The organism is Vibrio sp. RE86, assembly GCF_013114545.1.
GTDB lineage: Bacteria > Pseudomonadota > Gammaproteobacteria > Enterobacterales > Vibrionaceae > Vibrio.
The window spans coordinates 351,867-372,093 of record NZ_VTXI01000001.1; the positions used below are offsets into that span (position 1 = coordinate 351,867).

12 protein-coding genes are annotated in these 20,227 nt (G+C 45.0%); 5 read left to right on the plus strand and 7 right to left on the minus strand.

Annotated elements, in window-relative coordinates; translation table 11 throughout:
* Window positions 1–18: 18 nt before the first annotated feature.
* Window positions 19–663 (minus strand): DUF2057 family protein, encoded by a 645-nt coding sequence (locus F0231_RS01620; protein ID WP_171757968.1) that lies wholly within the window; start codon window positions 661–663, stop codon window positions 19–21.
* Between the two features lie 466 nt (window positions 664–1,129).
* On the opposite strand from F0231_RS01620, the gene F0231_RS01625 reads away from it, so the two are divergent.
* Entirely contained in the window at window positions 1,130–2,527 is a 1,398-nt protein-coding gene (locus tag F0231_RS01625; RefSeq protein ID WP_171757969.1) for a tryptophanase, read from the plus strand.
* Window positions 2,528–2,874: 347 nt separating this feature from the next.
* On the plus strand, window positions 2,875–5,412 hold the full coding sequence (locus F0231_RS01630; protein ID WP_171757970.1) for a glycosyl hydrolase family 18 protein: 2,538 nt from the start codon (window positions 2,875–2,877) through the stop codon (window positions 5,410–5,412).
* Between the two features lie 72 nt (window positions 5,413–5,484).
* On the opposite strand, the gene F0231_RS01635 is transcribed toward F0231_RS01630, so the two are convergent.
* The 4 genes from F0231_RS01635 to F0231_RS01650 are packed head-to-tail and all read right to left on the minus strand — an operon-like array spanning window position 5,485 to window position 11,647.
* The gene (locus tag F0231_RS01635; RefSeq protein ID WP_171757971.1) at window positions 5,485–7,599 is read right to left on the minus strand and encodes a type I secretion system permease/ATPase; all 2,115 of its coding nucleotides are present in this window, start codon (window positions 7,597–7,599) and stop codon (window positions 5,485–5,487) included.
* 15 nt (window positions 7,600–7,614) lie between these two features.
* On the minus strand, window positions 7,615–9,525 hold the full coding sequence (locus F0231_RS01640; protein WP_171757972.1) for an EAL domain-containing protein: 1,911 nt from the start codon (window positions 9,523–9,525) through the stop codon (window positions 7,615–7,617).
* Window positions 9,526–9,530: 5 nt separating this feature from the next.
* Complete coding sequence (locus F0231_RS01645; RefSeq protein WP_171757973.1) at window positions 9,531–10,211, minus strand: transglutaminase-like cysteine peptidase; 681 nt, start codon at window positions 10,209–10,211, stop codon at window positions 9,531–9,533.
* Window positions 10,212–10,255: 44 nt separating this feature from the next.
* The gene (locus F0231_RS01650) at window positions 10,256–11,647 is read right to left on the minus strand and encodes an HlyD family type I secretion periplasmic adaptor subunit (RefSeq protein WP_171757974.1); all 1,392 of its coding nucleotides are present in this window, start codon (window positions 11,645–11,647) and stop codon (window positions 10,256–10,258) included.
* Window positions 11,648–11,859: 212 nt separating this feature from the next.
* On the opposite strand from F0231_RS01650, the gene pdxH reads away from it, so the two are divergent.
* Window positions 11,860–12,495: a pyridoxamine 5'-phosphate oxidase gene (pdxH, locus tag F0231_RS01655; protein WP_171757975.1), complete on the plus strand. Its 636-nt coding sequence runs from the start codon at window positions 11,860–11,862 to the stop codon at window positions 12,493–12,495.
* A 69-nt stretch (window positions 12,496–12,564) separates the two neighbouring features.
* Here the strand turns inward: pdxH and F0231_RS01660 are convergent, their stop codons facing one another.
* Together F0231_RS01660 and F0231_RS01665 are read right to left on the minus strand one after the other, a co-directional pair.
* On the minus strand, window positions 12,565–14,388 hold the full coding sequence (locus F0231_RS01660) for a formylglycine-generating enzyme family protein (RefSeq protein ID WP_171757976.1): 1,824 nt from the start codon (window positions 14,386–14,388) through the stop codon (window positions 12,565–12,567).
* Window positions 14,389–14,517: 129 nt separating this feature from the next.
* Window positions 14,518–15,615, minus strand: a complete 1,098-nt coding sequence (locus F0231_RS01665) for a PEGA domain-containing protein (RefSeq protein WP_171757977.1) — start codon at window positions 15,613–15,615, stop codon at window positions 14,518–14,520.
* Window positions 15,616–16,095: 480 nt separating this feature from the next.
* On the opposite strand from F0231_RS01665, the gene F0231_RS01670 reads away from it, so the two are divergent.
* Both F0231_RS01670 and putA read left to right on the plus strand, forming a co-directional pair.
* Window positions 16,096–16,911, plus strand: coding sequence for an AraC family transcriptional regulator (locus F0231_RS01670; RefSeq protein WP_171758078.1), 816 nt, complete (start codon window positions 16,096–16,098; stop codon window positions 16,909–16,911).
* 186 nt (window positions 16,912–17,097) lie between these two features.
* The gene (gene putA, locus F0231_RS01675; protein WP_171757978.1) at window positions 17,098–20,217 is read left to right on the plus strand and encodes a bifunctional proline dehydrogenase/L-glutamate gamma-semialdehyde dehydrogenase PutA; all 3,120 of its coding nucleotides are present in this window, start codon (window positions 17,098–17,100) and stop codon (window positions 20,215–20,217) included.
* Window positions 20,218–20,227: the final 10 nt, after the last annotated feature.

A 20,227-nucleotide genomic window follows, 5' to 3' on the forward strand; every position in this document is an offset into this window, starting at 1 on the left:
TGATTGAATCCGTATTTACTACTGTTGGTTTACAAACTCTTTAAAGCGAGCTTGTGTTTTTGCATCGGCTTTGCTGTACCAGAAGTGAAGCATTTCTTCGGCAGTAGTGTCGGCGCCCTTTACGTCACTCTTTGAAACTTGAGCAGGTAAGGTAACGGGTACAACTGCAGCGGTAGAAATTGCAGCAACACCGCCTCTACGGTTGTACTCTGCTAGCTCAATTTGGTGATTACGGCCAATCTGCATACCGTCTTTAATAAGCTTGTCTTGCTTAACAGAAACAGCAGCACCTTGAGCATCGTTTAAGCCCCACTTAAGATTAGTGATCTGTTTAGAACCTTCGTGTTCATTACGATACTTAGGTAGGTCGAAAGTCAGTTCTTTGTCTGATGTGTTAAACGTACCAATAATAGGATCGCTTTCTAAAATGACTCTATCTTTACCCTGGTCGAAGTATGGTTGGTAGGTGAAAAGAATTTGGTTTTCACCGTTTGGTAGAGTCAACGTTTTCGACGCTGAGAAGAAGCTACCAGACAACTCTGGCTTTGCGTCGTTAACCACGAGTACTTCAACAGTATCTGGAACCGTCAGAGTAACGTCTGCCGCCGCCGCGCCGCTTAACCCTAATGCAACTGAAGCGATCAATGTTGTTTTAATTTTCATTTTTATGATTCCCTAATAAACAGGCTTTTATTCGTCGAAAAGAGTGCCTAGCAATCGACTGGATTTCAATATCCAAATGTAAGAAGTTTGAAAGATTCACCAAACCTTAAATTGCGAATATGAAAGTTACATGAATAGTCACTGCTTTTCATAACCAGAGTTAGATTTAAGAGAATTTTAAATTTGAGCTACGTTTCACGGTCATGGCATCTGCGTTTCGTCTATATTAATGAAATGTTCAACGACTTAGGAGGATGACGCTATGGCATTAAAAGATGTGTTTGACAGCAGACTAGTGTTGTCACCATGGTACAACTTGGACTACACCCTATCCCTACTCAGCAAAGAATCTTCTCTGCATTGATTTCCTCGTGACGTTGTAACGACGTCAACTTAAAGCTATCGAATACTTATTGCCGACTCTATTTTCACCGGACGGCACCGATCTATTTAAAGGAAATTAATAATGAAACGTATCCCAGAACCTTTTCGCATCAAAATGGTAGAACCGATCAAAATGACCACGTTTGACGATCGTGTTGAAGCACTGAATGAAGCCGGGTTAAACCCTTTTCTACTTCGCAGTGATGATGTCTATATTGATTTGCTGACGGATTCAGGCACAGGCGCAATGAGCGACAACCAATGGGCTGGCTTAATGATGGGCGATGAGTCGTATGCGGGTAGTCGTAACTACTACAATTTATGCGCAGCGGTTGAACACTTCTTTGGGTACAAGCTCACCGTGCCCGCTCACCAAGGGCGTGGTGCTGAACAAATTTTGTTTCCTGCGTTAATTGAACGAATGAAGACCGTTCGCGGTGGCAAAGAGCCAGTGTTTATCTCAAATTATCACTTTGATACAACGGCAGGGCACATCGAACTCAATGGTGGTAAAGCGATCAATGTTGTTGATCAGCATGCGTTTGATACAACAACCCCATACGATTGGAAAGGGAACTTTGATTTAGACAAACTGGAATCAACCATTGCTGAGTATGGAGCGGAGAACATTTGCGCCATCATCACGACCGTGACGTGTAATAGCTCTGGGGGGCAACCGGTATCAATGGCGAATATGCGTGCCGTATATGAAATCGCGACTAAAAATGATATCCCTGTCGTTATCGATTCCGCTCGATATTGTGAAAATGCTTACTTTATTAAGCAGCGAGAAAACGGTTATCAAGACAAATCAATCTTAGAAATCATTCGAGAGATGTACCAATACGGTGACATGCTAACCATGTCTGCGAAGAAGGACCCAATGGTGAACATTGGTGGGCTTTGTTGTATTCGAGATCATGAAGAGCTATTTCAAGCGGTTCGCACTCGTTGTGTGCCAATGGAAGGTTTTGTCACTTATGGCGGGATGGCTGGTCGTGATATGGAAGCGCTGGCTCGTGGTCTGTATGAAGGGGCAGATGAAGACTATCTGCATTACCGTATTAGCCAAGTTGAGTATTTGGGGGAAAGATTAAGAGAAGGCGGTATTCCGATCCAATATCCAACGGGCGGTCATGCCGTGTTTGTCGATGCTGCTAAGATTTTGCCGCATATTCCAGCCGATGAGTTTCCTGCTCAGGTACTGTGTAACGCACTTTATCTAGAGGCTGGTATACGAGCGGTTGAGATTGGCTCATTGTTACTTGGCCGTGATCCGGAGACAGGTGAACAGAAGGCCTCTGAGCTTGAGCTCATGCGTTTAACCATTCCTAGACGTGTCTACACAAATGACCACATGGACTACATTGCCGATGCGATCATTGCTCTGAAGGAGCGGGCACATGAACTGAAAGGTCTAACTTTTGACTATGAACCACCAGTGCTGCGTCACTTCACTGCTCGTTTTAAGTCTAAATAATGATCTAACCATCAAATAACCCTTTAAATACACTGCCGTGAATGCTAGTTGCGGCAGTGTTCCATATCGCACACCAATCTTATTCTAGTTCTAACTGCTGCAAAACGTACTCGGTTCTGTAGTTTATTCTGCGATTCGAACGGGTTACAAATTTTGACTCAAGATTCAAATTGTCATGTAACATTCTGATAACGTGCAATTGTTTTTTGACCTTGCCTCGTAATTGACCTTTATTTTTTCTTCCTAAAAAAAAGTTTCTTAAATACTGAAATTGATGTTTCCCACTCATGGGAGACAGTTTTCGCCCCAATGTTAGGGCAAACAATCAAGGAATGAGAGAAATAGGTATGAATCGTATTACTACGTGCGCTGCAGGGATCGCTCTTGCGATGTCTAGCGCAGCGATTGCCGCACCAACGGCTCCGAGTGTCGATGTTTATGGCTCAAACAATCTTCAGTTCTCGAAGATCGAGCTCGCGATGGAAGCCGTTTCAGGTTACAACCAAATGGTGAAGTATTCTGATCAAGCTGATATTACGATTAAGTTTAATCAGTGGAGTGGTTCAACAGGCGACACATACAAGATCTACTTCGACGGAGTAGAAGTCGCAACTGGCCCAATCGCAGGCAGCCAAACGAGTGCGAACTTTAAATATGGGACTGGTGGTCTTTACCAAATGACCATCGAGGCGTGTGATGCTACAGGTTGTAGCGTGAGTGCTCCGGTGGAAGTTGTGGTTGCAGATACAGACGGTGCGCATTTAAAGCCTTTGACGATGAACATCGATCCAAACAACAAGTCATACAATACCGACCCGAACACCGTGGTAGGTACTTACTTTGTTGAATGGGGTATTTATGGTCGTGACTATACAGTCGACAACCTTCCTGCTGACAACTTGACGCACATCCTATATGGCTTTATCCCAATTTGTGGTCCAAATGAGTCAGTTAAATCTGTTGGCGGTAACAGCTACAACGCATTGATGACCGCATGTCAGGGCGTGCCTGATTATGAAGTGGTTATCCATGACCCTTGGGCAGCATTCCAAAAAAGTTTCCCTCAAGCAGGTCATGAATACAGTTCGCCAATCAAAGGTAACTACGCAATGATGATGGCGCTTAAACAGCGTAATCCTGATCTGAAAATCATTCCGTCAATCGGTGGCTGGACGTTGTCAGATCCATTCTTTGATTTCACGACGAAAGCAAACCGAGACACCTTTGTTGCATCTGTAAAACGTTTCTTAAACACTTGGAAATTCTATGATGGTGTGGACATCGACTGGGAATTCCCAGGTGGTGGCGGTGCTGCCGCAAACCTTGGTGATCCAGTTAATGATGGCCCAGCGTACATTGCACTAATGCAAGAGCTACGCGTGATGCTTGACGAGCTTGAAGCGGAAACAGGCAGAACGTATGAGCTGACTTCTGCAATTGGTGTTGGCCACGACAAGATTGAAGATGTGAACTACGGTGAAGCTATCCAGTATATGGATTACATCTTCGCGATGACTTATGACTTCTACGGTGGTTGGAATAACGTTGTTGGACACCAAACAGCGCTTTACTGCGGTAACTTCATGCGCCCTGGTCAATGTGATGGTACGGGTGTCGATGAAAATGGTAAACCTTATACAGGCCCAGCTTATACTTCAGACAACGGTATTCAGCTTCTACTCGCTCAAGGCGTGCCTGCAAACAAGCTAGTACTTGGCGCAGCAATGTATGGGCGTGGCTGGGAAGGCGTGACTCCTGATACTTTAAGTGACCCAACTGATCCTATGACAGGTGTGGGTAACGGTAAGCTGAAAGGTGAGACTGCTCAGGGTGTTTGGGAAGACGGCGTGATTGACTACAAAGGAGTTAAGTCGTTCATGTTAGGTCCAGATAACACAGGTATCAATGGCTTTGAATATGGTTACGATGCTCAAGCAGAAGCCGCTTGGGTATGGAATCCAACATCAGGTCAGCTGATTACGTTTGATGACGACCGTTCAGTGAAAGCTAAAGGTGCGTATGTGCGTGACCTAGGCTTAGCGGGTCTGTTCTCATGGGAGATTGATGCAGATAACGGCGACATTCTTAATGCGATGCACGAAGGGCTAGCGGGTGGTCCGGTTCTTAACCGTGACCCAGTAGCGAATGCGGGCGCAGATATCACAGTTGTAGGACCTGCAAGCGTGGTTCTTGATGCGAGCGCATCATCAGATTCTGATGGAACAATTGCTAGCTACCAATGGACGCAAACTTCTGGTACTTCAGTTACTTTAACGGGTGCAAACAGTGCCGTAGCGAGCTTTGATGTAGCGGAAGTAGCGCAAACTGAAACGCTTAGCTTCAAAGTGACGGTAACAGATAACGAGGGTGCGACAGCGGTTGATACCGTTGTTTTAACGGTGAACTCGAAAGATCTACCGCCTGTGAACCAAGCTCCAGTGGCTGCTGTTAGCGCACCAACAAATGTGAATGCCGGTGATGTTGTGATTGTTGATGCTTCAGCTTCTAGTGACGCTGATAACGATACTCTCACTTACACTTGGTCAGTTCCAGCAGGCCTAAATGCAACAGTTGATGGAGCAAGCGTTAGCTTTGTTGCTCCAGAGTATACACAAGATACTCAGCTTGCCTTTAGTGTGACGGTTAGTGACGGTCAAGCGACTGATGCTGCATCTACCTCAGTCACGGTAGCTAAAGTATCGAGCGGTGGTGAGTTGTGTAGCAACCTATGGGAGTCTTCAACTGTTTACAATGGTGGAGACCAAGTTTCGTGGGCTGGTAAGGTATGGCAAGCGAAATGGTGGACACAAGGTGACGATCCATCTCAAGCAGGAGAGTGGGGCGTATGGAGTGAAGTTGGCCCAGCAAGTTGTGCAACTAACTAATCCTACTTCCATTTAAAGAAAAAGCCATTCGATGTTATCGAATGGCTTTGTTGTTTTTAGGGCTAAACGGAATTAAGTCACCGCTCTAACTTTGCCTTGTTTGAGACTATTCAGTACATCTGCTTTCGGTCCGTCTGCGATTACGCATCCTTTCTCCATCACAATCACTCGATCAACAACATCGAGCATTGAGGTTTTGTGAGTAATCAGAATTAACGTCTCTGAAGGCTTCAACTGGGCCAGTTGCTGCTTAATGTGCATCTCAGAACGGTTATCCATAGCACTGGTTGGTTCATCCATAAGAAGAACTGGTGGGCGCCCCAGAATCGCTCGCGCAATAGTGACGGCTTGACGCTGACCACCAGAGAGCAACATGCCGCCTTCTCCGACTTGGCGTTCTAGGCCTGCTGGGTCTTGTTGCGTAAATACGGTGACGCCAGCACGGTTTGCTGCATCCAACACATCTCGGTCATCGGCTAATGGGCGGCCAAGCGTAATGTTGTCGCGGATGCTGCCATAGAATAGTTGGCTATCTTGTGGAACACAGCCAATGTTTCGGCGTATGTCGATATGGTGTAACTGATCAATATCGGTATCATCAATACGGACATGGCCTTCAGTGGGCTTATATAGCCCCATAATCAAGCGTTCGAGTGTTGTTTTACCTGAACCAATTCGCCCAATGATAGCGACTTTTTCACCTGGATTAATGGTGATGCTAAGGTCGCGAATTGAAGCGATAGGTGAGTCGGGATAGTGGAAAGTAACTTTATCCAGCTCAATTTTTCCATGAACGATCGGGCGGTGGATATAGCGTTTACCCTCTTCTTGTTCGTCAGGCATCGACATGACTTGCTCAATGATGGTCATTGATGATTTGGCTTGGTTGTATCGAGTCGATAGTAGAGAGAGCTGAACCATAGGTCCAATTGCTCGACCACTCAGCATGGTCGCAGCAATTAGGCCACCCATCGTGAGCTCACCCTCAGAAATGAGGTACACACCCAAGATGATCATACCAACGTTAGAGGCTTGCTGAACAAAGCCTGCGGTATTTTGTATGCCATCGGTAATACGACGGCTCTTGATGTTCCAGTTTGCCATATGTGCTACAGCTTCTTCCCAGCGGAACTGGAACTGGCTTTGAGCACCAAACAGTTTAACGGTCTCTAGACCTGATAGACTTTCAATTAAGTTTGCATACTTTTGAGAAGCAAGGCGAGAGCCCTCTTCGATCGTATGACGTAATGGCCCTTGAATCAGCAGCGAGTAGATAACCAGAATCAATACACCAATAATTGGCACAATCACTAAGTTACCCGCCATCAGCCAAATTAGTACTAAGAACAGAATGGCGAATGGAAGATCGATAAGAGAACCAATGGTAGCAGAGGTGAAGAACTCTCGGATTGACTCGAACTCTTGAAGGTGACGAGCAAACGCACCGACAGAAGCAGGGCGTGCCTCCATTCGAATACCGAGCACTTTGCTAAAGAGTTTGGATGAAATCAGAATGTCTGACTTTTTACCTGCAACGTCAATGAAGTAACTTCGCATTAGCTTCAAGGTCAAATCGAACAAGAAGATGACGAAGATACCACTAGCTAGCACCCAGAGCGTTTCAAATGCAAGGTTTGGAACAACCTTATCATAGACAAGGCGGGTAAACATTGGTGCAGCGACGGCGAACAAGTTGATAAGAATTGAAGCTATCAACACGTCACGATAGATGCGTTTTGATTGCCAAATAGTTCCCCAGAACCAATGGCCTTCACGTGTTTTGAGTACTTCAGGTGAACGCTCATCATAGCGAAACTGCTTTTTGACTAGGAAGTAACGGCCAATGTACTGTTCTTTTAATTCGTCAACACTAATTGAAATAGGCACTAAACCTGATTCACCGGTTACGATCTCAGCCTCAGTCTTTTCATCGTTGAAACTATTCAGTACGCAGGCGTCACCACCTTTTAAAACTAGTACGACAGGTAAAACGAGCTGAGAAATGTCAAGCAAATCAGAACGATTCTCTTTAGCCACCAAGCCTGCGCGCTCCGCAGAACGTGGGAACAAGAAGGGCGTTAGCTTACCGTCTGTCAGCGGTAAGCCATTGATTAAAGCTTCGGGTGAATTAGCTAAGCCATAGTAACGACTGACGTAGATAAGCGAATTTAATAGCGGATCCTGCATGCTATACCTTTATTGTTATTTATCTACGATGAAGCCCTGGAAGACTTCAATAAAGTGTTCAGACAAGAAATCAAGCTGAGTTTGAGTCTCAACACGAGAAGCGATCGTCTTGATACCCAAGTTATGCGCAGTTCTTGAAATCGACGTCAATGTGAACTTCTGTTTCTCATCATCCAAGTGGTGGGTGTAGAGGTAATCTAGCTTCACATAGGCTGGGCGGAACTCATTGATGTAATCAAGCGATTGGAAGTTACGTCCGTAGTTATCCACCCCGAAGTCAGAGCCAGTCCCACGAATTGCGTTACAGAATAGTGCTGTGTGGTGAGGAGAGTGAATAAAGCAGTTTTCAGGGATCTCAAAGTGAAGCAATGCGGCCACTGAAGCGTGCTTATTGAGTAACTGAGTGACCCAACGAATGAAGCTTGGTTGAGCAATACTGCTTTGCGAAATGTTTATTGCGACAGGTTCGTTGAATTCTCCCGCTTCAAGTCGTTTCACTATCGCTTCGATAACATATTCATCAAACAGGTGGCTTGCATTCAGCTGTTCTAACGCAAACAGGTATTGGTTGGCACTGAATCGTTCACCATCTTTTTCAATCGCAGAGAACACTTCTCGGTGGTAAGTCTGACCCCAAGTGTTGTTCGCAGCTTGGAACCGGAAGCTGAACCAATCGTTATTGATGGCTTCTTCAACTAAGCTCTTCCACTGCTGTTTACCCATTAGACTATCGGTATGTTCTTCCGTCACATAACCGTAAGTGATCTCAGGATTGGATTTAGCGGTTGCCAGAGCGTTATCTAGCATAGTCAGAAGCTTAGATGAGCTGGTGGATGACTTGCTGTATACCACACCAAGCGCTAGATTCGATGTTGCCATCCCTGTAGGGTCTGCATTGATGTCTTGTACGTAAGTCACAATGCTATCAGCGATGAGCTTAAGCTCGGAATCTTCCATGTTCGGTAGAATAAAACCAAACTCTTCGGTAGAGATGCGCGCAATGGTCACGTTTGGTGATGTGAGTGACACCTTGAGGTGATCGGCTAGTTCACGCACCATACCATCACCTGCCTCGTAGCCTTTATCGTCATACAGTTCGCGAATAAAGCTTGCTTCAAGTATGGCAACGCCACCAATACCACCTTCGCCAATCCATGAATTTAGCTGGCTCATGTAGTACGCGCGGTTACCCAATTGTGAAACCGGGTCGATGTAAGCACGCTCACGAAGTTGCTGAGCTTCTTTTGCTTGAGCTTTGAAAGACTGTTCAAGTTGTGCTGACATGCTGTTAATACCGTCGACAACGTAAATCAAGTCTTGTGTTGTCGGGCGAGGTAGAGGCTCACCAAAGTGGTTACGAGCCACTTGCTCCATCTTATCAACAATCAGCTGAAGTGGCTTGAGCGCACGTTTAAGGATAAATGAGATAGAGAACAGACCAATTAACATGATGATGCAAAACGCGATGACCAAGCGTTCAAAAGCAAGCCAAAGCTGGGTGTAGGCATCCCCAGGGTGACTGACAATTTCGACTTCTGCTAGCTGCATCCAGCCGCTTGTCACAACGCGGCGATCATGAATTTTTTCGAATAGGTTCAGACTAGTGAACCATTTCGGCACTCGATTGGGCTTGATAGGGTACGACCGTAGGATTTCGTCGCCAGTATCGAGAAAGATGAGACGCACGATTGAATAGCTGCTGCCATCAAACAAGGCATTAATAACAGATTCAACTGCAACTTGGTCCTTGCTTTCCAAATAAGGCGCAAGTGCTAGTCCGACAGTATTAATGGTGTTGTTTACTTCAGAGCGCTGTTGCTGAATGAGGTTATTTCGAGTGGTATTGAACTCGATGATAAACACCGATATCAAAAGCATCAAAATAACCGCAATCATTCCCGCGACAAGTTGTTTATATAACGTCATGTTGCCTACTCATCATAATTAATTTTGGGTTTATTTAATTGGAGCGATTTCTCGCGGGCACGGAGATCATTCCATAGGCTTAGCCTTGATGACTTCCCTGCCAGTTGTCCATTTTTCGACTTCATTAGCCACAAGTTTTTACCGTTAAAACTGTATATCGGTAGAAGGTCTCGGCGTAATGAAGCTCGCTTTATTTGTGGGTTGATATTGTCTAACAATATCGGTTCAGCGCTGGGCTTTGAATAGTAAGCTAATACCATATGAAACTGATTTAATTCAATGGCTTTAACATACACAAGTCGAAGTTTTTTATCTGAGACACCGAGTTCAAGCAGAGAAAAATACTTAGCGATAGTGAAGTCTTCACAATCTCCAGCGTTACTGCCTAAAAACTCTAGCGGTGTTGCCCAATAGTCGTTCTTGCCCCACAGGTTGATGTCATTGACAAAATAGAGTTGATTGAAAAAGTTGTTTACCTTCGTGAGTTTGTCTCTTTCTGGTAGAGACTTGTACTGAGACATTTCGTTACGCCATGTTTCAACACGTTTTCCCGCTCGGTCTCCATAAGTCTGACGTACCGCATCAACCCAACGTTGCTCTTGTGTATTAAGAGCAAACGAGGCAGTAGAGGCGAGTAACACCACGGTAATTGCGACCGCAGCGCTGAGATTATTAAGCCCTTTCAATCTCACACCTTTGTGACTGAAAGGGAGACAAAACCATCATCCATTTATTCCTTAAGCGCATTGGTTTGTGCACTGAGTATCGGCTTCAGTAGATATTCAAGTATGGTTCGCTTACCGGTGATAATATCAACAGAAGCTGTCATACCAGGGATGATAGGAAGAGAGTTGTCTTTATCTAAGCTTGTTTCTTTGGTTCTAACTCGAACCAAATAGAAACTGTTGCCTTCCTCATCAGTCGTCGTGTCGGCACTGATATGTTCCAATGTGCCTTCTAAACCACCGTACTTGGTGAAGTCGTAAGCACTAAACTTCACCACGGTATGCAGTTCAGGGCGCAAAAACGCAATATCTTGAGGGGCGATTTTAGCTTCTACTAAGAGCGTGTCCTCACTAGGCACTATCTCTACGATGTCCATTCCCGGTTGAATTACACCACCCACTGTATTGACGTTGAGTGTTTTGACGGTACCCATTACAGGAGACGTTACGATAGTACGATTGACTCGGTCTTCTAGCCCTACGGTAGACTCTGTAAGTGACGACAGTTTATCTTGAGCTTCGTTTAACTTCTCTTGTTGTTCGGAACGGAATTTCTGTGCGGCGTCTATGCGGCTGAGCATCGACTCTCTGATAGCCGACTTGAGGACGGGCATTTTAAGTTCGCTAGAGGTAAGCTCTCGACGAGTATCATTCACTTGACGCTGCAGTTTTAACAGTTCGATGCGGGGTACGATACCTTCTTCAGCGAGAGGGCGTGTGATTTCTAGCTCTTTCTTCGCGAATCGATGGCTTTCGCGTAGGTTACGTACACGCGCTTGAATTTCGACAAGATCTTGCTGTTTTTGCTTTACTTGTTGATCGATCAAAGAGACTTGGTTACGCAGGTTATTGAGGTCTTGGCGGTATTCTGCACGTTGACGGGCAACTAGGTCGGGTTGAACCTCTTCCAATAACGGTGGGAAAGCGAGTTTATTGAAATCAAGCTGAACGTTGTTTTGCCAATTATCTTCACTGAAGTCTTCATTAATTTGCACGCTCGTAATTGAGGCAGACAGCTGAAGCACGCTGGCGGTCAGGTTAGCGACTTGTTGTTCACGTTCACGGTAGTCGGAACGAAAGCGAGTGTCATCGATGAGCAACAATTGCTGCCCTTTCTGAACAGTTTGTCCTTCACGAACGAGAATTTCTTTAACTAAGCCACCTTCAAGGTTTTGTACAACCTGGACTTGCGATGATGGTACGACTTTGCCTTGGCCGACAGTGACCTTGTCAATTTCAGCCCAAGATGCCCATAAGCCAGCAAGCACGAAAAACAACACCATTATCCAAAGCATAATTCTTGCGCTGGTTGGGGTGTTGAGTAGAAGTGCTGCAGTTTTATCATCGACATATTCCAACTCATTAGGAGTTAGTTTGTCATAACTGCTTTTGCTCATGGTTGTCCCTCGAAAATTAGCTTTATTTTATTGATTTTATTACTCATCTAACGAAATGTTAAGGATTTGATGTAAGAATAGCAGTCCTGAGTGATATATCCTCTTAATTTTATCTAGTTAGTCTATCAAATGGACTAATTACAGACATCTGACCTTGAGTTATGTAGATTAAGAGCGCACAATCTTGGAAAAAATTTCGCCTAGGAGTAAAGATGGAGCTTGAAGATATTCGCCGCGAGTACACAAAAGGTGGCTTGCGAAGAAAAGACTTATTGGCCAATCCGATTGCACAGTTTGATGTTTGGCTTAAACAAGCGATTGACGCCAAACTGACGGATCCAACTGCGATGACAGTCGCGACGGTTGACGCAACTGGTCAACCATTTCAACGTATTGTTCTCCTGAAAGATGTTGATAAGCAGGGTTTTATCTTTTACACCAACTTAGGTAGCCGTAAAGCTCAGCAGATCGAAGGTAATGCTAAGGTAAGTTTACATTTTCCTTGGCACCCTCTAGAGCGCCAGGTACACATTACTGGTGTCGCTGAAAAGCTAACAGCCGTAGAAAACATTAAGTATTTTTCTTCTCGCCCTAAAGCTAGCCAGCTTGCTGCAATCGCAAGTAAGCAGAGTAGTCGTATTTCTGCGCGTGGTGTACTGGAAGGTAAGTTCCTAGAGTTGAAGCAAAAATTTGAGAGTGGTGATATTCCAGTACCGAGTTTCTGGGGAGGCTACCGAATTAAGCCAGAGAGCATTGAGTTCTGGCAAGGTGGCGAGCATCGACTGCATGACCGATTCCTGTTCTCACGTGAGCAGGAGCAGTGGAATATTGACCGATTAGCTCCTTAATGCTCTGAGCCAAATGTCAAAAAGGCCTAGTCTGTAATGGACTAGGCCTTTTTAGTATTAGGTGGTGATTTATCGGATGTCTCTTACGACTCTAAAGCCAAGGTAGTTGGCTGCTGAAGACGGTGACAAATACAATTGCTTGTCAGCAGCGGCCATTTCAGGAGAGAAGTTCCAAGCTCCACCCTTTGCAATACCTCGGGAGCTGCTGGTCCATTGCCAAACATTACCAACCGTATCATAAAGACCAAGCTGGTTAGGTTTAAATGCGCTTACCGGAGAAGTACTGGTGTTTGACCAAGGCGTTCCGCTCCAACCTGTGTTTGCGCGCCCGGTAAGAAACTCGTTACCCCACCAAAATTTCGTGCTGGTTCCTGCGCGAGCAGCGATTTCCCACTCATCCTCTGTAGGAAGTCGATACTTCTGTCCTGTCTGCTTCATTAGCCATTTAGCATAAGAGCTGGCGTCGTTTTGACTGACACAAACGACAGGAGAGTTAGGGTGTTGATTAAAGCCTGGACTTCTCCAATTGCTGTTTTCAACTGGGGTTGTCTCACCATCTATTAACGCGGTACACGTGTTTTTAAGTTCAGCGTCTGTTCTATAAGCGGTATCTTCAACAAAACGTGTGAACTGGCTAACTGTAATTGGTGTGACACCTACGCCATAAGAAGACTTGAGGCGAACCTGGTTGGATGCGTGCTCTCCGATAAAGTATGTGCCTGACGTGATCGTGATTAATTCAGGTGCTCGACTTTGATTTCTCATTTTGTCAGAAAACTTACGCCCCGTTTTGAGAGGGTAGAGATCAGACTCTAGTTTTGCACGTAACTCTGAATCAAACTCTAACGCCATAGTCTTCGAGAAACTGTTGTAGCCTTTTTTCTGTACAACAACATTGTGGTCTCCTACAGGGAGCATCACTTCGACTGGAGCCACTCCATATGAGATTCCATCAATTAAGACTAGGGAGTTAGATAAGTTTGAACTGACGTTTAGGGTGACCCAAGCGATCTCTTGATCTAATTGGGACGTGCTGGTTGCTGTTCCAGCACCATAACAATACTGAGAGCTGATTGACAGTAGTTGGCATGGCGCAGTAGTGCTAGGTCTAGCTTCTAGCTCCACGTCCATGACAGTATGGAACTGTTCACCATCCTGAAAGTTACTGCTTCGAGTTGAGTGTTTAACTACGTGAATATTGAGTGAGGTATTATCTAGATTATTCGCAACGAGCGATTGTTCTGTTACACGCGCAGGAAGTTTAGAACGAAATTGTTCTACAGCCTTTTGTAAGGCGAGGCTTTGTGTTTGGCTATCACACTGGGCGAGAGTCAATGAAGATGAACAGCGGTTGGTGTAGCTAATCGTCACCGATTCTGGTTGCGCCAGCTCTGATTTTAGGCGGTTGACTCGAGCCCGTACCATCGCTTGCTCAAGGTTATTGAGCGATTTTCGAATAGCATTAACTTCTCGGCTAGTCTGAGCCGTTGTATTTTGAGTTTCTTCGAGGGCAAGCTCAGCGTCTAGCAATGCTTTCTGATTAGTTTTTATTGATGTCCAAACTTCTTGATACTTTGCTTGAAGAGAAGATAAGTCTGTCGTTGGATCTTCGTCTAACGATTTATAGCTTTCAGACAGCTTAGTTTTTGCCTTCGATAAAGCTGAATCTAAAGATTTGGAGCGTGCTTGGAGTGCTTTAACATCGGTTTGCAATTGCACTAATGTAGACTGTTGTTCTAGCTTTAACTGCTCTGCGGCACGCAACGCATCATGCTTGCTGTATAATTGCTCGTCAATTTGTTCTATGGACAAAGCATTTTCCTGCGCCCATACCGTTGGCAGAGCTAAACAGGGAGATAATGCTATTAAAAGGGCAGATAAACCTAGGCGCATTGACTTTCTTCTACATCTTATTGGTGAATTAGTGAGACCGAAAACGAATAAAACGCTAACTGAAATTGATCGGTAGATCTCAGATTAGCGTTTAGACTCATTTAAGTATTCCCAATTAATACTTGTTTACTAGCCGCTTGGGCGTAGCTTGACCCAAACAGTATCATCTGTAGTGACAGATATCGTGCGGTTATAGGTCTGGAAACCATCTTTTGACACGGTAACTTCGTGTTGACCACGAGGTAATACGACTTCTACTGGTGTGCTGCCGTAGTTAATACCGTTGATCATCACGCTGTCTTCGTATTGGTCAGAACGAACAGTGACACTAATCCATTTTTTATAGTTTGTCTTAGTTTCGTTGGTCGTGCTGTTTTTTAAACAGTAACGGGTCGAAATATTTAATAGTTTACAAGCAGCTGCCGCTTCTGGGTGAGCTTGAACCGTCGCTTGAAGCTGAGCATAGTAACCGTTGTTACCCTCAAAGCCTGCGCTGATAACTTGGCTATCTTGAACATGAATGTTCAGTTGCACGCCATCGGCATTCTTTTTAGCAATGTCTGCTTCAGTTAGGCTATCCATGAGTTTAGTTTTAAACGTTTTGACAGCTTGCTGCTTAGTGAGGTACTGGCCTTGGCTAGTACATTCACCCAGTGTCATGGTTGCAGAACAGGTAGTTCTGTAGCTTGCTTCTAGAACTTCGCTCTCACTCAACTCAGAGTTTAAACGGTTAACACGAGCTTCTACTTTTTGTTCTTTCAGGTATGACAATTCTGAATCGAATCTGGTTTGCTTTTGCTTTACCTGAGAAATGCGCATTTTGCTTTCTGCAGTTGCCTGTTGAAGTTCAAGCAAAGCATTTTGGTTCTTCTTAACTTCAGTCCACGCATCTTGGTAAGCTCGTTGGAAAGTAACAAGATCGATGTCTGGATTATCGAGTAGTCTTCCATACTGCTTGTCTAATGTTGACTTAGCGCGATTACGCTTCGCATCGAGCTCTTGCTCTTCATGCTTTAATATTGAGTAATCATTTTCTAGCTGCTGCAGACGCTTTGACTCAGAGCTGTACTCCGTTGCCATGTTGTCGATTTCAGTTTGTTTGGTCTTTATCTTCTTCTCAAGTTCGGATACTGGATCAGTTTGAGCAGTCTGTTCTGCCAAAACTGATGTAGTAACCCAAAACGGGCTTAGCGCAAGCAAAAGCGCTGGAACGCGACGTATGATCATAAATTTCTGCAAACTATTAATGTGTAAATTATTGGTCATAGAATAAAAATCGGTGCTTAATATCCATATGAGCACTGTATTCAGAAAAAGGACAAACTTTTGACACTTTGCAACTTACGCATGAGATGCAGGTTTGTAATTCCAGTTTTCCGTTCTAATGGTTGAGCTATTCAACAAAAGAGTCAAATCAAACTCACTTCTAGGTTATACATTTTGATTCCATTAGAAAAATATGCAAGTAAAGATTTGAGCTCAAGTCATATCAACTTCTATAGAAGTGACATTGACCGTAATTTATGTGCACTTGGTCATTCTTCCAGTTGTTTTTATGAGCAATATTTCAGCATCTACAGCATGGCAAGGTACTGGTTCAAGTAGGGAAAGTGAGTGTGTGTTGCATATGTATACGTGCAAATTTCGAGTTATATCACTTTTGTTATACCATATATAAATTAGAAAGATTTTATGTTGAACCTGCTTATGTCTTCGTCCAATCCCCCAGAAAGCCTCTTAGATACTGCCAAAGAATCGTCACCCAAGCCTGCGCAGCTGGTGACTCTACCTTCTTATATGGATTGTCATGATCATAACTACACGCAAGTGGTTATCGGTTTGAAGGGGCAGGCAGAGTTTGAAGTTGGGGGCTATGGGAACTTAGTTGGCCCAGGTCAGGGTTGTGTGGTGACATCCGGCAGTGGTCATGCATTTGGTGGGGTTGTCGGGCAGTCCGATATACTGGTTTTGAATATGCCAATGCCGAATACGGACGACCCTCTTATGCTGCAAAGGCTAAATGAACTGAATCAAAGGGATACCTATTTTCAACTAGATGGTCAAATTCAAAAACTGATTCAGATGTTAGTTGCAGAAATGCAATCCAACCCTGATGACCTGCTTTTAAGTCGAGCTTGTAACGATACGGTGGTTGCCTTACTACAAAGACACATGTCAGCCTTTGAAGCGGTCCGCAAAGAGTCCCGTTTCGACTTAGAGGCGATTGATCGTTACATTGAGCAGCACCTGAGCCATAAAATCTCCGTTACTCAATTAGCGGGCAGTGTTTTCTTGGGCGAAAGCCAGTTCCACTCCTTATTCAAAGAACAGATGGGTATTACTCCTCACCAGTATGTCCTTGGTAAGCGAATTGATATGGCCAAGCAGCTTATCGAGCAAGGACACCTCACCTTAGGGCAGGTCGCCGAATTCACTGGTTTTTCTGGCCAAAGTGCATTTACTCACACCTTTTCTCGCCTTCAAGGGATGTCACCATCTTTGTATAAGAAACAATTCGGTTAAATAAGATAACGTAAACCATATAATATTTTGCTTATTTGGATGTGACCCTGTTTTAGTTTTGTTAAAAATCAGAGTTTTTAGCAAAAAACTCGGAGTTTTTGACAAGTAATCTTCTCAAGCTCAAAATACACTGCAGCCATTGTAGGAAACCTGAACTGATTTCAGGTGTGAGATTGAGGAAAACGCATGTTTACAGCGACTGATGTGTTAAACGCTGAGTTTGTTGAGCAACCGCTTAACAAGCTTTGGTCGTTGATCTCGCCACTTTATATGGTGGACGAATCACAATGGCTTGAGCAATTACTGCCGCTAGCAATACCAACTAATAACGAAAAAGCGCAGATTGCGGCAAAGACTACCCAACTGATTGAGTCGATTCGAGCTGACAAAAAGTCTATTCAGATGATTGATGCGTTGTTACTTGAGTACAGTCTAGATACTCAAGAAGGCATCTTACTGATGTGTTTGGCCGAAGCATTGATGCGTATTCCTGACTCAGCAACGGCTGACGCTTTAATTCGCGATAAGTTAACGGTCGCGGATTGGAAGTCACACTTAAAGAACTCTGATTCTGTGTTCGTGAATGCATCGACATGGGGGCTGATGTTAACAGGTAAGGTCGTTGGCCTTTCTGAGAACGAGTCACAAAGCCCAGTGAGTGCAGTAAATCGACTCGTCAACAAAATGTCTGAGCCAGTGATTCGTAAAGCGATGCACCAAGCAATGAAAGTGATGGGGCATCAGTTTGTTTTAGGCCGAACAATCGCAGAAGCGCAGAAGAATGGTCGCCCAATGCGCGACAAAGGATTCACCTATTCCTATGACATGCTAGGTGAGGCTGCCTTAACCACTGCAGATGCCAACAAGTACTTCAAAGACTACTTGATGGCGATTGAAGCGGTTGGCCGTGATAACTATGCGTCAGATGTTAGCCCAGCACCGTCTGTTTCTATCAAGCTTTCTGCACTGCACCCTCGCTATGAGGTTGCAAATGAAGAGCGTGTGCTTAACGAACTATACGACACCATTCAGCAGCTTTTACGCCGAGCAGTAGAGCTTGATGTTGCGATTACTATCGATGCGGAAGAAGCTGATCGTTTAGAGCTGTCGCTTAAGCTATTTGAAAAGGTTTATCGTAGTGAACTTGTTCAAGGCTGGGGTAAGTTTGGCTTAGTTGTTCAAGCATACTCTAAGCGCGCACTTCCTGTACTTGTTTGGCTAAATGGCCTAGCAAAAGAACAAGGCGACCTGATTCCTCTACGCCTAGTAAAAGGTGCTTATTGGGACAGTGAGATTAAGTGGTCTCAGCAAGCTGGTTACAGCAATTATCCAGTTTATACCCGTAAAGAAGCGACCGATGTGGCTTATCTAGCCTGCGCACGTTTCTTGTTGAGTCAAAATGTACGCGGCAACATCTTCCCTCAGTTTGCTAGCCATAATGCTCAAACAGTGACTTCGATTGCTGTGATGGCTGAGCACAAAGATTTCGAATTCCAGCGCCTGCATGGTATGGGAGATTCACTTTACAATCACGCGATGGAAGCGTATCAGCAATCTGTTCGTATTTATGCGCCAGTTGGTAGCCACAAAGATCTATTGCCATACCTTGTTCGACGTCTACTTGAAAATGGTGCAAACAGTTCCTTTGTTCACCGACTAGTCGATGCACGCTGCCCGGTTGATACATTGACGCAGCATCCAGTTGATATGTTGAATGCGTTTGACACGCTGAACAACGGTCAGATTCCACTACCTCCTGCTGTATTCCCTGAGCGCAAAAACTCTATTGGTATCAACGTAGATATTGAGAGTGAAGCGAAGCCGTTTGAACATGAAGTCGAGAGCTTTTTAAACAAAGAGTGGAACGCAGGACCGATCATCAACGGTCAACAACTTGCCGAAAGCATGATCAAGGAAGGTGTAAACCTTGAAACAGTGACTGCGCCTTACGACCGTACTATTGAAGTCGGAAAGGTGGCTTTCGCATCCCTTGATCATGTTTCCGAAGCGATTGAAGGTGCGCAGCAAGCATTTTCAACGTGGAGCACCAGCGATAAAGCGACAAGAGCCGAGAAACTAGAAAACCTAGCCGATTTGCTAGAAGAGAATCTTGCAGAGCTTGTTGCTCTATGCCACCAAGAGGCAGGTAAAACGATTCATGACAGTATTGATGAAGTCCGTGAAGCGGTAGACTTCTGTCGTTACTACGCTAAGCAAGTTAACGCGTTGGGTGCTATCAAAATTGATGGCTTTGATGGGCAAGCTCGACTGGTATCACGCGAAGGCCGAGGTGTCTTTGTTTGTATTAGTCCGTGGAACTTCCCCCTAGCGATTTTCTTAGGTCAGGTTACCGCAGCCTTAGTAGCCGGTAATACTGTTGTGGCTAAGCCAGCCGAGCAGACAAGCCTAATTGCAGCGCGCGCTGTTGAGCTGATGATGGATGCAGGCTTCCCTGCAGGCACTATTCAGCTCCTTACTGGTCGTGGTGCTGAGATTGGCTCTGCGCTGACTTCTCACCCAGCGATTGCAGGCGTGGCATTCACAGGCTCGACACCAACCGCTCAGCGAATCAATAGCACGTTAGCAGAGCGCGACGTTGATCCTGTTCCATTTATTGCGGAAACAGGCGGCCAAAACGCGATGATCGTAGACAGTACTGCGCTTCCAGAACAGGTTGTACGTGATGTTATTCGCTCGGCGTTTGCGTCTGCAGGCCAGCGTTGTAGCGCGCTTCGTGTTCTGTATGTTCAGGAAGATATTGCTGATCGTATCGTTGCTTTGATTCAAGGTGCGATGCAAGAGCTGAGCGTTGGAAAACCATACCTACATTCAACTGATGTTGGTCCTGTGATTGATTCAACGGCCAAGAACAAACTGATGGCTCATATCGAAGCCATGACGAACAGTGAGAAGAAAGTTGCACAACTTGCTCTTTCTGAAGAGCACGAGCGTGGCGATTTCGTTGCACCGACTGCATTTGAAATTCGTGATATATCGTGCCTGAAAGAGGAGCAATTTGGCCCTATCTTGCACATTGTTCGTTTCAAAGCGAGTGAGTTGACTCAGATTGTTGAGCAGATAAATACCACAGGCTTTGGCCTAACAATGGGTATCCACAGCCGCAATGAAACAACCTATCGCTGGATTGAGAAACACGCGCGAGTCGGTAACTGTTACATCAACCGAGACCAAGTCGGCGCGGTGGTTGGTGTTCAGCCATTCGGTGGTCAAGGCTTATCCGGTACAGGGCCAAAGGCGGGTGGTCCACACTACCTATACCGTTTCACTCAAACTCAGTTTTCTTAATTTAGTGCAG